This is a genomic window from Pseudomonas fluorescens (assembly GCF_900636825.1).
Taxonomy (GTDB): domain Bacteria; phylum Pseudomonadota; class Gammaproteobacteria; order Pseudomonadales; family Pseudomonadaceae; genus Aquipseudomonas; species Aquipseudomonas fluorescens_BG.
Genome location: NZ_LR134318.1, coordinates 224480 through 238027, shown reverse-complemented (window position 1 = coordinate 238027; position 13548 = coordinate 224480). Strand labels below are relative to the sequence as shown.

Annotated in this window: 11 protein-coding genes; 2 read left to right on the top strand and 9 right to left on the bottom strand. The window is 59.1% G+C overall.

From position 1 onward, the window contains the following. Positions 1–539 precede the first annotated feature (539 nt). The 8 genes from EL257_RS01055 to EL257_RS01020 form a co-directional block, all read right to left on the bottom strand. Positions 540–1337, bottom strand: a complete 798-nt coding sequence (locus tag EL257_RS01055; protein WP_016772222.1) for a MetQ/NlpA family ABC transporter substrate-binding protein — start codon at positions 1335–1337, stop codon at positions 540–542. 257 nt (positions 1338–1594) lie between these two features. Next, a complete protein-coding gene (locus EL257_RS01050) occupies positions 1595–2515 on the bottom strand; it encodes a sigma 54-interacting transcriptional regulator (RefSeq protein ID WP_126359035.1) in 921 nt (306 codons plus the stop codon). Positions 2516–2568: 53 nt separating this feature from the next. Beyond that, positions 2569–3150: an alpha/beta hydrolase gene (locus tag EL257_RS01045; RefSeq protein ID WP_126359033.1), complete on the bottom strand. Its 582-nt coding sequence runs from the start codon at positions 3148–3150 to the stop codon at positions 2569–2571. Positions 3151–3495: 345 nt separating this feature from the next. Beyond that, positions 3496–3897, bottom strand: a complete 402-nt coding sequence (locus EL257_RS01040) for an ExbD/TolR family protein (RefSeq protein ID WP_126359031.1) — start codon at positions 3895–3897, stop codon at positions 3496–3498. Between the two features lies 1 nt (position 3898). Continuing rightward, positions 3899–4624, bottom strand: a complete 726-nt coding sequence (locus EL257_RS01035) for a MotA/TolQ/ExbB proton channel family protein (protein WP_126359029.1) — start codon at positions 4622–4624, stop codon at positions 3899–3901. Positions 4625–4709: 85 nt separating this feature from the next. Continuing rightward, positions 4710–5534, bottom strand: coding sequence for an energy transducer TonB (locus EL257_RS01030; RefSeq protein WP_126359027.1), 825 nt, complete (start codon positions 5532–5534; stop codon positions 4710–4712). Positions 5535–5805: 271 nt separating this feature from the next. Beyond that, positions 5806–7149, bottom strand: coding sequence for an aryl-sulfate sulfotransferase (locus EL257_RS01025; RefSeq protein ID WP_126359024.1), 1344 nt, complete (start codon positions 7147–7149; stop codon positions 5806–5808). 22 nt (positions 7150–7171) lie between these two features. Continuing rightward, positions 7172–9532, bottom strand: a complete 2361-nt coding sequence (locus EL257_RS01020) for a TonB-dependent receptor (protein ID WP_126359022.1) — start codon at positions 9530–9532, stop codon at positions 7172–7174. A 165-nt stretch (positions 9533–9697) separates the two neighbouring features. Between EL257_RS01020 and EL257_RS01015 the strand changes: the two genes are divergently transcribed. Both EL257_RS01015 and EL257_RS01010 read left to right on the top strand, forming a co-directional pair. Next, a complete protein-coding gene (locus EL257_RS01015; RefSeq protein WP_126359020.1) occupies positions 9698–10642 on the top strand; it encodes a LysR family transcriptional regulator in 945 nt (314 codons plus the stop codon). Between the two features lie 202 nt (positions 10643–10844). Beyond that, a complete protein-coding gene (locus EL257_RS01010) occupies positions 10845–12461 on the top strand; it encodes an alkaline phosphatase family protein (protein WP_126359018.1) in 1617 nt (538 codons plus the stop codon). Positions 12462–12568: 107 nt separating this feature from the next. Here EL257_RS01010 and EL257_RS01005 read toward each other — a convergent pair whose 3' ends face one another. Beyond that, a complete protein-coding gene (locus EL257_RS01005) occupies positions 12569–13489 on the bottom strand; it encodes a TauD/TfdA dioxygenase family protein (protein WP_126359016.1) in 921 nt (306 codons plus the stop codon). Between the last annotated feature and the right edge of the window lie 59 nt (positions 13490–13548).

The following is a 13548-nucleotide window of genomic DNA, read 5'->3' as shown; positions in this document are numbered from 1 at the left end:
GCAGTGTCCTGACGTCGCTCGGTAAACGACGGTGAAACAATCCATGGACCGCGGGTGGCTGTCCGGCAGGCACTGACTTTATAGGTATAAAAACAATAATTTAAATACCGATAAAGCATATTGATATCACTCAAAAAACTATCTTGTCGGTTTGCGGGGAAGGAATAAGAAGGCAATTTTCCTTTGCGCTGTAGGACGGATCTTTTTTGTACGAAAGCTCTCCAAGGACGAACAGCTTTTGGCCAGACTCTCTCGGCCATTCATCACAAGGAAGATAAACATGGATGTAAAAGTACCGCAGCGACTGGATCCGCAGGACATCGTGAAATTGCTGAGGGCGTTGCGCCGGGCGTTGAAGGCGCAGGTGGCCTGACGCATCGACAAGATCAAAAGATCGCAGCCTTCGGCAGCTCCTACAGTGAACGTATTCCAAGGTAGGAGCTGCCGAAGGCTGCGATCTTTAGCTTTCCAGCACGCACAAAAAACGCCGATGACCATCGCTGCTCATCGGCGTTTTTACATCGGATCAAAGCGTCAGATCAGAACGCCGGCAATACCGCGCCGCTGTACTTTTTCTCGATGAATGCTTTGACTTCCGGGCTGGTCAGGGCCTTGGCGAGTTTCTGGATCGCGTCGCTGTTCTTGTTGTCCTCACGGGCCACCAGGAAGTTCACGTACGGCGAGTCAGCGCCCTCGATCACCAGCGCATCTTTCTGCGGGTTCAGCTTGGCTTCCAGCGCGTAGTTGGTGTTGATCATGTCCAGATCAACTTCCTTCAGAACGCGCGGCAGCAGGGCCGATTCCAGTTCCTTGAACTTGAAGTTGTGTGGGTTCTTGGCGATGTCTTTCGGCGTTGCCAAGGCATTTTTCGGGTCTTTCAATTCGATCAGACCGGCCTTCTGCAGCAGGATCAGCGCACGGCCGCTGTTGCTGCCTTCGTTAGGGATGGCGATGGTCGCGCCGTCCGGCAGTTCAGCCAGGGTCTTGTACTTGCTCGAGTAACCACCGAACGGTTCAACATGCACGCCCTGCACGGTCACCAGGTACTTGGACTTGTCATCCTTGTATTTGCCCTGGTTGAAGCTGTTCAGGTATGGCAGGGTCTGGAAGTAGTTTGCATCCAGACGCTTCTCGCCCACTTGCACGTTTGGCTGTACGTAGTCGGTGAAGACTTTGATTTCCAGATCCACGCCTTCTTTGGCGAGGGTCGGCTTGATCAGTTCGAGAATCTCAGCGTGCGGCACCGGCGTTGCGGCAACCACCAGTTTCTCGCCAGCATTGGCGAAAGAAGCCGTCAGAGCAGCCGCCAATGCGGTAAACAACAGAACCTTTTTCATGCAGTGTCCTTATCGAAAATCACGGTCGTCATCGACGACGGCATTAATACGTGTGCCAGTGAAGTGATATCGCTGGCGTGACGCGGACAATACCCGGATTTGTTATTCCCGGACAATAACGTTTATTCACGTTCATATTCCATTTTGTTCATACACGCGATTTAGACGTGTAGCCGCTGCCGAAGGCTGCGATCTTTTGATTTTCAACAGGTTAAATCGCCGAAGCAGGATCAAAAGATCGCAGGCTGCGCCAGCTCCTACAGGAGGCCGGCGTTTTTCAGGATTTTTTTGAGGGCGGCTTGGTCAGTCGTGGAGCCTGTGGCGATGATTTGTTTGATCTGGGCTTCGATCTGCGTCAAGAGCGGTGGCAGATTGAGGTGCTCCGGCAGAATCTCTTCACCGGTGCTGACCAAAAGCGCAAAGTGAATGACGTTTTCCAACTCGCGGGTATTGCCCGGCCAGCTGTGTTGTTCAAGCACGTGCTGCGCCGCTTCGCTGATCAATGGCACAGGCAAATCGAGACGCTGACTGTAGATGCCGAGGAAATACTCGGCCAGCGAGAGGATATCGCCGGTGCGCGCGCGCAAGGCCGGCAACTCCAGATGGCCGTCGCTGAGGTAGTGATAAAGCCGTTCGTGGAATTTCCCGGCAGCCACCGCTTGGGCCAGATCAATACTGGTCGCGGCCACCAAGCGCACATCCACCGGGCTCGGCTGGTGTGCACCGACGCGGGTGACTTCATGGTTCTCCAGAGCCGCGAGCAACTTGATCTGGATTGGCAACGGCAAGTCGCCGATTTCATCGAGATACAAGGTGCCGCCGTTGGCCGAACCGAACCAACCGGCGCGGCTGCTGGCCGAGCCGCTGTAACTGCCGGCGGCATAGCCGAACAGTTCGGCATCGGCATAGGTCGGGCTGATCGCGCCGCAGTTCACCGAAACGAACAGACCGCTGCGGTCGCTGGCGCGATGAATATGGCGTGCGAGCAATTCTTTACCCGTGCCGGTTTCGCCACGGATCAACACGGAGATCGCGCGTGGCGCCAATTGCTCCAGCTCTTCACGCAATTGCCGCGAACGCGGATCGACAAACACCAAGGCTTTGGCGCGGATGCTCAGAGGGCTTTTTTCTGCATCGGGAAAGGTCAGCAAGGGCTGACCGAAATTTTCGAAACTCATGGCAGGCTCCCACCCAAAACCGCCATCAGGCGGGGGCGTTGAAGAAAACAAGATCAGGCGCGACGAAGGGCGTGGTGTTCGAGGCGGTTTTGCAGGCGATAGAGGTAGGCGAAGCCCTGCTCCCAACGCTGATGTCCGGACTTGACGTTGATGTGCCCGGCCCCGGCAAGAATCCCCGCCTCCGCCCCCCAGTTGCGCGCCATTTCCAGCGCACGTGGCGCACTGACCGCAGCGTCGTTGTCGGAGCCGACGACCTGGCTCGGGAATGGCAACAGATCACTCGGAATCGGCGCGAAGTTACGCAGGGCCGGCGCGCAGGCCGGGCGCTCGACGTCAGCAGGCGCGACCAGCAACGCACCGCGCACCTGACGCAGGTATTGCAGCGGCGCGGTGGCCGCCCAATGCGCAACCGTGATGCAGCCCAGGCTGTGGGCGATGAGAATCACTGGTGTGCTGTCGGCAGCAATCGCTTCGGCCAGCGCGGCGACCCAATCTTCACGGCGCGGAGTCAGCCAATCGGCCTGCTCCACCCGCGCGCTGTTCGGCAGACTGTGTTGCCAATGGGTCTGCCAATGATCATCTGGCGATCCTTGCCAGCCCGGCACAATCAGGTAGCGAATTGATTCGTTGCGCATGGGAGCTCTCCTGCGTCGTGTCTGTTCCGGGACGAGTATAGGGAGCGGAGTTATATTCGTTAAGGAATAAGAAGCTATTTATCAAGATCTGAATCGAATATGAGGTTTGCACACGGCTTTCGATCTTTTCCCCTCACCCCGGCCCTCTCCCGGAGGGAGAGGGAGCCGATTTGCGTGGGCTTTGAAGTTGCGTACGACTCGGTATTTCACGTCGGCGTAACTGTCCCATCCACCACTGTCAGTCCCCTCTCCCTCTGGGGGAGGGTTAGGGTGAGGGGCTTTCCTGAAGACATAAAAAAAGGGCCGCACCCTGCCAAGGAGACGGCCCCGGAAAACTTGAATCTGTTAACGCGCGGTGATCACCGACAACTTGGTGATGCCTGCCCGCTCGATCGACGCCATGGCCCGCGCCACTTCGCCGTAGTTGACGCCGTCGTCGGCCTGCAACTGCACGCGCACCTCCGGGTCTTTGGCCTTGGCCGATTTGAGGTTGAATTCGAGCAGGCCCGGCTGAATTTCATCCTTGTTGATAAACAGTTTGCCGGCGCCGTCGATGCTCACCACCAGCGGATCCTTCTGCTCGACCGGCGCCACCGCTTCGGTCTTCGGCAGGTTGATTGGTATTGCGTTGGTCAGCAGCGGCGCGGTGACGATGAACACCACGAGCAGCACCAGCATCACATCCACCAACGGCGTCACGTTGATCTCGCTGAGTACCTCGTCCGTGTCTTGCGTGGAGAAGGCCATATCAGGACGCCTCCTTCACTTTTGTCGCGTTGCCCGGCGCGGTCACTTTGTGCGCGCTCGGATGGATGAGCACGCGGAACGCACTCTTCTGCGCCAGGCTGTAGAAGTCGTGGGCGAAGTCGTCGAGATCCGCCGCGGTCAGTTTCAGACGCCGCAAAAAGTAGTTGTAAACCAGCACCGCTGGCACCGCGACGGCGATACCCACGCCGGTCGCGACCAATGCAGCGCCGATAGGGCCGGCGACTGTTTCCAGGCTCGCCGAGCCTGCCGCACTGATGCCTTTCAACGCCTCCATGATTCCCCACACCGTGCCGAACAGGCCAATGAACGGCGAGGTGCTGCCAATACTCGCGACCACGGCCAGGCCGGTTTCCAGCGAACGGCGTTCGCGGACAATCTGCTGACGCAGGGCGCGCTCCAGTCGATCCTGATGATTGATCGCCTGGCTCAGATCATTCGCCTGCGGCGCTTCGCCCACCTGAATCGCGGCGTAACCGGCCTGCGCCACCCGCGCCGCAGCGCCGGGTTGGGTTTCGCTCAACTCGGCTGCGGCATCAAGGCTCGACGCCGCCCAGAAGCGCTGATGAAAACGTCGATCCTGCGCCTTCAATCGACCGAACTGCACAGCCTTGAGCAATGCCAGGCCCCAGGTAGCGACGGAAAAAACCACCAGCAGCCAGATCACCGCGCTTTCGATGGACTCCAGTGGAGATGCCAGTAACGTCATGATGTATCCCTCGTGTGTGGGAGCCGAACTTGCTCGCGATGACGGTTCCTGACACACCGCGAGAATAAAGCCAGCTGATTACCAATTAATGAATCTTGAAATCGATGGGCACGCTGACCCAGCCGTCCTGAGCGACATCACCCTGCTTGGCGGGGACGAAACTCCAGCGCTTTACGGCGTTCAGCGCGGCGTCGTCGAGTTGCTGTCGGCCGCTGCTTTTTGCAATCTGGATTTCACCCGGTTTGCCGCTGGCCAACACATGAACCCGTAACAACACCGTGCCTTCCCAACCGCGACGCTGGGCCAGCGACGGGTATTCCGGCGCCGGGTTCTTCAGGTAGGCCGCGTTGGCGGACGCCGGGGTCACGGGCGCTGGCGCCGGTGGCGCGGCAGGCGCAGGCGCGGCAGGCGCAGGCGCGGCGAGCGGAGCAACGGGTTTCGGCGGTGTCGGCGGTTGCTCAACCGCCTTCGGTACGGGTTTTGGCGCTGGCTTGATTACCGGTTTCGGTTTCGGCGCTGGCTTGGGCGGTGGCTTTACGGCCAATTCGTCCTCTACCGGCGGTGGCGGCTCGACCACGGGCGCGGGTGGCGGTGGCGGCACCACTGCCGGCGGCGCGGGCGGGGCCGGGTGTGAAAACTCGATGGTCATCGGCGGAATTTCCGGCGGCACCACTGGCAGCACTGGCGTCGGTTTCTGGCTGATCCAGTAGATCACTGCGCCATGCACTACCAGCGCGAGTACCGCGAGCAGAACGATTTCGCGCCGGCTCAAGATACCTTTCGGCGCACGCTGCAAACGCAGTTGCCCCAACGGCACACGATGCGCCCGGCCAAGATCGACCAGTTCGCCACTTGGCGGCTGCCGCCACAGCAATTCCCCTGCGCTGGCGGCGGTCTGGACATTGCCCATTGTTTAACTCCCTGCGGTCTCTTTTCGTTCTACGAGCCAAACGACCGACCCGCCCGTTTGTGAAGCCCCCACGGCGTGATCGACGGGGCAATCATTGACCCAGACGCTTATCACCGAAAGTAATCTTTACGGTTATGCATAGATCTTTCGGAAATATGAAAGCTGCGCGTTTCGATCGGAGCCACGTATTACAAGGCCTGTAACGATCCACCCGAAATGTCATGCTTTTGCGGCATGAAAAGTATTCGCTAACGGCATTCGTCAGCGCTCATTAACGGCTGGCATTGGTTTGTTGAATGCCAACCACCGGGGCGATCACCGCCGTCTCGGAACGTGGCGTTCCGGCAGGCACCCAGTCGTAACTCACCGGCAGCGCCCGATAGACCCAGTTGCTGATAGCATCGCTGCCCGGCGCTTTGCCCAGATACGGACTGACGTATTCCCAGACGTTTTCGCCGCTGGCCGTGACCTGGAAAAACCGCCCGTGCATGCCCTCGTCGATCAACGTATTGCCATTGGGCAAACGCCGCGCACTACTGATGAACGAGCTGTAAAACGCCCACCCCGGTTGCTTCGAATTGGCCGCGCTGTATTGCCAGACGATTTGGTTTTTCTGCGGATCGATTTCCAGCACTCGCGAGCCGGAAATCAGCCCGAGGGTGACGTTCGGATAACCCGCCGAGCCCTGGTTATCGAAAACCAGCAGATTGCCGGCGCCAGGCAGCCCGGCGGGGATGATGTGCGCGTCGTGCTGGCCGACAAACTGATCCACCGGACGCGGCAGTGTCTGCGCGGTTTTCGGGTTGATCGGCGCTAGATTCGGGCCGAGACGCCAGACCACTTTGCCGCTGCTTTTCTCGATGATCGCGATGAAATTGGCGTTGCGTGAATCGATCAACAGGTTGTCCGGATTGAAGCGCTGGTCACCGGCGTCGAACCATTTGTTCGGCCCGACCAGACTAAGGTTGTTGATGTGCAAGTAGTCCGGGTTGTCAGTGGCGCGCACCAGTTTCAGCTGTTGTGCGGTGAAGCCGAATTCGTTGAGGTGTTCCGAAGCCAGCCACTGCCATTTCACCACACCGTCGGGGCTGACTTCGTAGATGGCATCATCAATCACCTCCGGTGCTTTGAAGCCTTTGACCTTGTGCACCTTGTTCGCCAGCACCACGGTATTACCGTTGCTCAAACGCCTTTGGTCATGATGCTGCTGAGCTGCGCCACCCGGCGCCTTGTCGCCCCACTGCCAGACCACTTTGCCGTTCCAGTCCAGCTCGCCGACGCTCTGATTGCCCAAGCCGTTACCGGCCGAACCGAGTTTGCCGGGATCCTTTTCGCTCAGTTGCAAAAGCACATGGCCACGCTCGCCACCGACCAGTTGCGGGTCGATGATCGCTGAGGGGAAACCTGCCTGCGGCCAGGTTTTCACCTCGTTGCCGTTCATGTCGATCAGGTGGGTCTGTTTGTCGGCGCCGCTGAAAATCACGTATTGATTGAACGCCTTGTTCGGGTCGTAACGCGTGACGCCAGTCGGATAAACACTGGGTGCGGCGAAGGCGCCAGCGCTGAAAACAACGCTGGACAAAAGCACCGGGTAAGCCGTTTTGATGCGTATCATGATGCAGTTCCTCACGTATGAATCAGAAGTCGTAGCGACCGGTAACGCCAAGCGTGCGCGGCGTGCCGAGCAGGCCTTCATAGCCGCCGTTGCCGCCCGTCCACAGGGTCGTGTAATAGGTTTTGTCGAAGGCGTTTTTCAGCCACAGCGAGACATCCCACTGACCCTGGTTGAAGTCACCGCGCAGGCCGGTTGAGAGGTTGACCACGGCGTAGCTGGGGATTTGTCCGTAATCGGAATCCTCGACCGTGCCCACCGCTTTCGAGCGGAATGCATAGCTGGCGGTGACGTAGGGTTCGAAGCCGTTATCCAGATTCCATTTGTATTCGCCATTGGCGTTGCCGATCCATTTCGACGCGCCGACGACTTGATGGCCGCTGAGGTCGCAGGAGGCCGGCGCGCCCGGCGCCTGGCTGATTTCCGGCGGGCACGGTGCGTCTTTGTAGGACAGGTAGCTGACGTCATTGAAAGAGCCGTTGACGTTCAGCGTCAGGCCGCGCAGCGGGATCAGCGTGCTTTCGAACTCGACGCCGCGCGAGCGCACCGAACCGGCGTTGGTCAGGTATTGAACGCGATTCTCAGCGTCGTAGGCATTGGTCTGATACGCGTTGACCTGCGTCCAGAAAACGTTGGCATTGAGTTGCAGGCGGTGATCCCACAGGGTGCTTTTGAAACCGAGTTCGGCGTTGTTCGCGCGCTCGGTGCCAATCAGCAACGAATCGGCGCCAGCCGTCGGTGCCGAACCGACCGCCAGGTTGACCCCGCCGGATTTCTCGCCGTGGGACACGGTCGCGTAGCCCAGCACATCGTCAGTGATGCGATAGCTGAGATTGAGCAAACCGGACGGGCTGGAGCTGTACTGATTGAGGTCGCCGGAATCGTAGGCGCCGGCCCGACCACGTCGCGCCGCCGCTGCCGCGCCCGCCACAGCAGCGCCACCGACCGGAGCATCACGCGTCACCCAGGCAGATTTTTCTTCATAAGTCCCACGCACTCCGGCGGTGAAATCCAGTCGCTCGCTGAGGTGCCAGGTGCCTTGGGCGAACAGCGCAAAACTGTCGGTCTTGATGTGGCCGTTGCCGACGCTGCCAACGTTGGCGAGCGCCCCGGCCGGTGTGCCGTTCCAGACGTCCGCTTGCGGGCCGTAATAGGCGAAGGATTTGTTGTCCAGATCAGAGCCGAAGTAGTAGGCGCCGACGACGTAGTCGAAGAACTCGCCTTTGGGCGAAGCCAGGCGAAATTCCTGTGAGTACTGTTTGTCCTCCACCGAAACACCGGCGTTGTAGCTCGCCGGAACGTTGAGCCCGTCGTCATTTTTCGGGGTGAAATTCCAGAAGCGATAAGAGCTGATCGAGGTCAGACTGAAATCACTCGGCAGCGACCAATTCGCTTCGACCGAGGTGCCGCCCTGGTGCACGGTGACGTGTTGGTCGCTGTCCAGATTGACCTTGCGGTGCGAGCCGTTGACCAGTGTCGCCCCCGCCGCCGCTGCGCGTGCGGAATAGAGATTGACGCCATTGATGGTCGGGCCAGTGTTGTACAACACGCGAGTGCCGGCGCTGGAGTCTTCTTCGTTGTAGTCGCCGATCCAGCGCAGGTTGAAGTCTTCGTTGGGCTTGAACAGCAGCTGCGCGCGGAAGCCTTCTCGCGAACCGCCGTTGAGATCATGGCCGTTGTATTCGTTTTTGATATCGCCATCGCTGCGGGTGCGATAGGCCGAAAAGCGGCCAGCCAGTTCGTCGTTGAGCGGCCCGGAAATCGTGCCCTTGGTTTGGAAGTAACCGTCCTCGCCTACCGACGTTTCGATGCTGCGCTCAGGAGTAAACGACGGCGCGCGGGTGCTGATGTTGATGACCCCGGCGGTGGTGTTCTTGCCGAACAGCGTACCCTGTGGGCCGCGCAAGACTTCGAGTTGTTCGATGTCCATCAGATCGAATACCGCCATACCCGGACGGCCGAGATAGACGTTGTCGATATACAGTCCAACGCTGCCTTCCAGCCCATCGCTGGCCGGGTTGTTGCCCAAGCCGCGGATCGACACACTGGACTGCCGCGCATGCATGTAGGCGACGTTGACGCTGGGCACCAGTTGCTGCAAATCCTGAATTCGGTAGACCCGTTGCGTCTCCAGGTTCTGCCCGCTGACCACGCTCATGGGCGTCGGCACGTCTTGCGAACTCTCCTCGCGACGGCGAGTGGTCACAGTCACGGTTTCCAGTTGCGAACCGCTCGCTGACGCTTTGCCCGCGGGCACCGGCGCCGAGGTTTCAGCTTCGGCGGCGTAGCTGTGAGTCCAACTGGCGCTGCCTGCGAGCAATAGAGCCAAAGGCAGGCGCTTGAGCCGTCGTGGCGGTAAGGGTGACGCAAGGTTCAACGGACTCATGGCGCGGCTCCTGGTCAAAAAACACACAGACATCCTTAGCGCTGCATATTCTTTTAAGTTATTTATTTATGGATTTACAAATATTTACTGCATAAGAGATTGCCTTTATAAGGAGTCGACCTAATGCATATCCAATGCATTTCCCGGATATTTTTTATGTGAAAAATGCATATCGACTTGCGGCAACTTCGTCACTTCATCGCCTTGGCTGAACAGCGCAGCTTCGTCGCTGGCGCGCAGGCGGTGAACCTGTCGCAGTCGGCATTCAGTCGCAGTATTCAAGCGCTGGAACACAGCGTCGGCTGTCAGTTGGTCGACCGTGGGCGCAAAGAATTACCGCCGACCAAACAGGGTCAGGTGCTGCTTGAACATGCGCGGCGACTGGTCAGTGGTGCGCAGCAAATGGCCAACGAGATCAGTCAGTTCAATGGTCTGGAAGCCGGGGAGCTGCGCTTCGGTTGCGGGCCCGCGCCGGCGGCGGGATTGATTCCGCGCGCGATTGGCAGCTTCATCGGTCGTTATCCGAAAGCCCGGGTGCAGTTTCAGGTCGATGATTGGCAAAGTCTGAGCCGGCGACTGCTCAGCGAGGAGTTTGAATTCTTCGTCGCTGACACCCGCCAGTTCGAAGCGGATCCGGATTACCTGACGTACCGCTTGCGCCCACGAAAATGGCATTTTTGCTGCCGTGCAGGGCATCCGCTGACGGCGTTTGAGCGAGTCAGCGCCGAGCAATTGATGAGTTATCCGATGGCGGTGAGCATCCGCCCGCCGAACCTGCGCAAGGTCATTGTCGACCTGAGTGGGCGTCCGGATTTCACTCCGAACGTAGAGTGCGAAAACGGTTCGAGCCTGTTGAGCGTGGTGCTGCGTTCGGAGGCGATCGGGATTGTCGGCGCTTACTCCGACGCATTGCATTTGGCCAAGGGCGAGTTGGTGTGCCTGACGATTGAAGGCTTGGCTGATGATCTCGAGGAGCTGTATACGCGCTACGGGATTGTCAGCCGCGCGGGGTATCGGTTGTCGCCCCTGGCTGAAGCGATGATTGAGCAGATCAAAGCGATTGATGCGGTGGATGAAGCGGTGTGTTCACTGGATGGACTGGCTGTCTGACCTACCTCTATCGCCAGCAGGGCTGGCTCCCACAGGTTCGGCGTCGATCACTGATATCCATTGTGGGAGCCAGCCCTGCTGGCGATCAGGCCGGTGCAGGCAGCGATGCATTCCCTGCATAAAACCCATTCCCCAAATGCACTTGCCGAACACCTCCACCGAAAGCGAAAACTCTCGCCTGTCCCACTGACCGGTGAACCCCATGCCCGCCCCGTCCAACCCTGTGCGCAATGTCCTGTACATCATGTGCGATCAATTGCGCCGCGATTATCTGTCCTGCTACGGCCACCCGTATTTGCACACGCCGAACATCGATCGCCTGGCCGCCGCCGGTGTGCGCTTCAGCCGTGCTTATACCCAAGGCACGATTTGCGGCCCCTCGCGGATGTCGGCCTATACCGGGCGCTATGTCAGCAGCCATCAAGTGACCTGGAACGCGGTGCCGTTACCGCTCGAAGAACTGACCATCGGCGATTACCTGCGCCCGTATGGCATCCGCACTGCGCTGGTCGGCAAAACCCACGCGACTGCCAATGTCGATGCGCTGCAACGCATGGCGATCAACCCTGAAAGCGAACAGGCCGAAGTTTTCAACGAGGTCGGCTTCGAACCCTACCTGCGTCACGACGGGATCTACCCCGACGACCCGCTGTTCGATGACAAACGTGAAGCCGCGCCCTACACCCATTACCTGCGCGAACACGGTTTCGAAGGCCGTAACCCCTGGCACGACTGGGCCAACGCCGCTGAAGGCGAGAACGGCGAAATACTCAGCGGCTGGAAAATGCGTCATGCGAATTTGCCAGCACGAATTCCCGAGCAACACTCAGAGACTGTCTACACTACAAATCGCGCCATCGACTTCATCACCGAACAAGGCGACAAATCCTGGTGTTTACACCTTTCGTACATCAAACCGCACTGGCCTTACATCGTACCAGCGCCATACCACGCCTTGTACAGTACGAAATCGATTCTCGAACCGGTCCGCGCGACGCCCTCCGAAGCCAGCCAGCACCCCGTATACATTGCCTTTCGCCAACATGAGGAAAGCCTTAACTTCTCCCGCGATTCAGTACGATTGACTGTAATCCCCACCTACATGGGGCTGATCAAGCAAGTGGATGATCAGTTGGGGCGGCTGTTCGATTTTCTGCAAAGCAATGGCCGCTGGGATGACACGCTGATCGTGTTCACCAGCGACCACGGCGACTTTCTCGGCGATCACTGGCTGGGGGAAAAAGAGTTTTTGCTGGAGCAAGCGGTGGGTGTGCCGTTGATCGTGCGTGATCCTCGGAAAGCGGCGGATGCCACCCGTGGCACTGTCGATGGTCGACTGACGGAGACCATCGATGCGTTGCCCACATTTCTGCAGGCGCTGGGATTACCAAACGCGGACCACAGGCTTGAAGGACGCTCGCTGATCCCGCTTCTGCATGGGGAAAACCCCGATTGGCGCCGCTATGCGATCAGCGAGTACGACTACGCCTTTCAAGCCCCGGCGCGCGAGCGACTGGGCCAACCGATCGACCGTTGTCGCATGACCATGGTGCGCAGCGAGCGCTGGAAATACCTGGCGTACGATGGTTTCCGACCGCAGCTGTTCGATCTGCTCAATGATCCGCAGGAGTTGCGTGATCTGGGTGAGGACCCGGCCTACGCGGCGGTGCGCGAGGAACATGCGGGATATCTTTTTGAGTGGCTGCGCGGGTTGAAGCGGCGGACCACGATCAGTCATCAGGAGATTGATTTGCGTGGGCAGCGGTTTCGGTATGGTGAGCCGGAGACCGAGAAAGTCGTCCAGATCGGAGTGTGGTGAAAGCCCTTCGCGAGCAGGCTCGCTCCCACAGGGTCTCGCGTCGATCACATCCTTTGTGTTCGACGCAAATCCATGTGGGAGCTAGCCCTGCTAGCGATGGGTCCCGATCAGACGCCGACGATATCCAGACCTTTGATGGTTTGACTGCGTTGCCCATTAGCGCCAACCGGCACTTCGCCCTTCAATGTCACCCGACGCACCACCCGATCCTGAGTCCCGTAATCATCAATCGCATAATGCTGCGTCGAGCGGTTATCCCAGATCGCCACATCGCCGGCCTGCCAGCGCCAGCGCACGGTGTTTTCCTGGCGGATCACATGGCTTTGCAACAAGCCGAACAGGTGCGCCGAATCCGCCTGCGAATACCCCTTGATGCGTTTGACGAAATGGCCCAGCAGCAAACTCTTTTCGCCGCTGATCGGATGCACGCGCACCACTGGGTGCTCGGTCTCGTAAACCGTCGAGGTGAAGACCTTGCGATAGCGTTCGAGCTTCTCTGCCGAGACGTCCGGTTTCGCGCTGGCGTAGTCGTATTCATTGCTGTGCACGGCGATCAGTTTGTCCGCCAGTTCCCGCAGTTCGGTCGGCAAGCCGTTGTAGGCGGTGGCGGTGTTGGCCCAGAGCGTGTCACCGCCGAATGCCGGGGCCACCACCGAGCGCAGGATCGAGGCTTTCGGGTAGGCATCGACGAAGGTCACGTCGGTGTGCCAGGAATTGGCGCGCTGACCTTCGGCACCGTCCAGCTCCAGCAAATAACGGGTGCCTTCGCGCGAAGGCACAGTTGGATGCGCCACGGGCTCGCCGAGCAAATGGGCGAAAGCCTCCTGACGCTGGTCGTCGAGTTGGGTCTGTTCGCGAAAGAACACCACCTTGTACTGCACCAGTGCCTGTTGGATGGCTTCGACCGTGGCAGCGTCAAGATCACCGGACAGGTGAACGCCACGGATTTCGGCGCCGATACGACCGGCTACCGGATGGATGTCCAGCGCGTGGACAGCGGGTTTTACGGCGAGTGCGGCATTGCTCATGGGTAGACCCTCATCGGACTGCTTACGGTTGGGCCGCAGCGAAACAACGCTCTATCTAT

Bases quoted from the DNA above. Each gene is read 5' to 3' on its own strand.
- EL257_RS01025 (WP_126359024.1), bottom strand. From the start codon at position 7,149: ATGATACGCATCAAAACGGCTTACCCGGTGCTTTTGTCCAGCGTTGTT.
- EL257_RS01040 (WP_126359031.1), bottom strand. From the start codon at position 3,897: ATGGCCTTCTCCACGCAAGACACGGACGAGGTACTCAGCGAGATCAAC.
- EL257_RS01030 (WP_126359027.1), bottom strand. From the start codon at position 5,534: ATGGGCAATGTCCAGACCGCCGCCAGCGCAGGGGAATTGCTGTGGCGG.
- EL257_RS01050 (WP_126359035.1), bottom strand. From the start codon at position 2,515: ATGAGTTTCGAAAATTTCGGTCAGCCCTTGCTGACCTTTCCCGATGCA.
- EL257_RS01010 (WP_126359018.1), top strand. From the start codon at position 10,845: ATGCCCGCCCCGTCCAACCCTGTGCGCAATGTCCTGTACATCATGTGC.
- EL257_RS01045 (WP_126359033.1), bottom strand. From the start codon at position 3,150: ATGCGCAACGAATCAATTCGCTACCTGATTGTGCCGGGCTGGCAAGGA.
- EL257_RS01055 (WP_016772222.1), bottom strand. From the start codon at position 1,337: ATGAAAAAGGTTCTGTTGTTTACCGCATTGGCGGCTGCTCTGACGGCT.
- EL257_RS01035 (WP_126359029.1), bottom strand. From the start codon at position 4,624: ATGACGTTACTGGCATCTCCACTGGAGTCCATCGAAAGCGCGGTGATC.
- EL257_RS01020 (WP_126359022.1), bottom strand. From the start codon at position 9,532: ATGAGTCCGTTGAACCTTGCGTCACCCTTACCGCCACGACGGCTCAAG.
- EL257_RS01005 (WP_126359016.1), bottom strand. From the start codon at position 13,489: ATGAGCAATGCCGCACTCGCCGTAAAACCCGCTGTCCACGCGCTGGAC.
- EL257_RS01015 (WP_126359020.1), top strand. From the start codon at position 9,698: ATGCATATCGACTTGCGGCAACTTCGTCACTTCATCGCCTTGGCTGAA.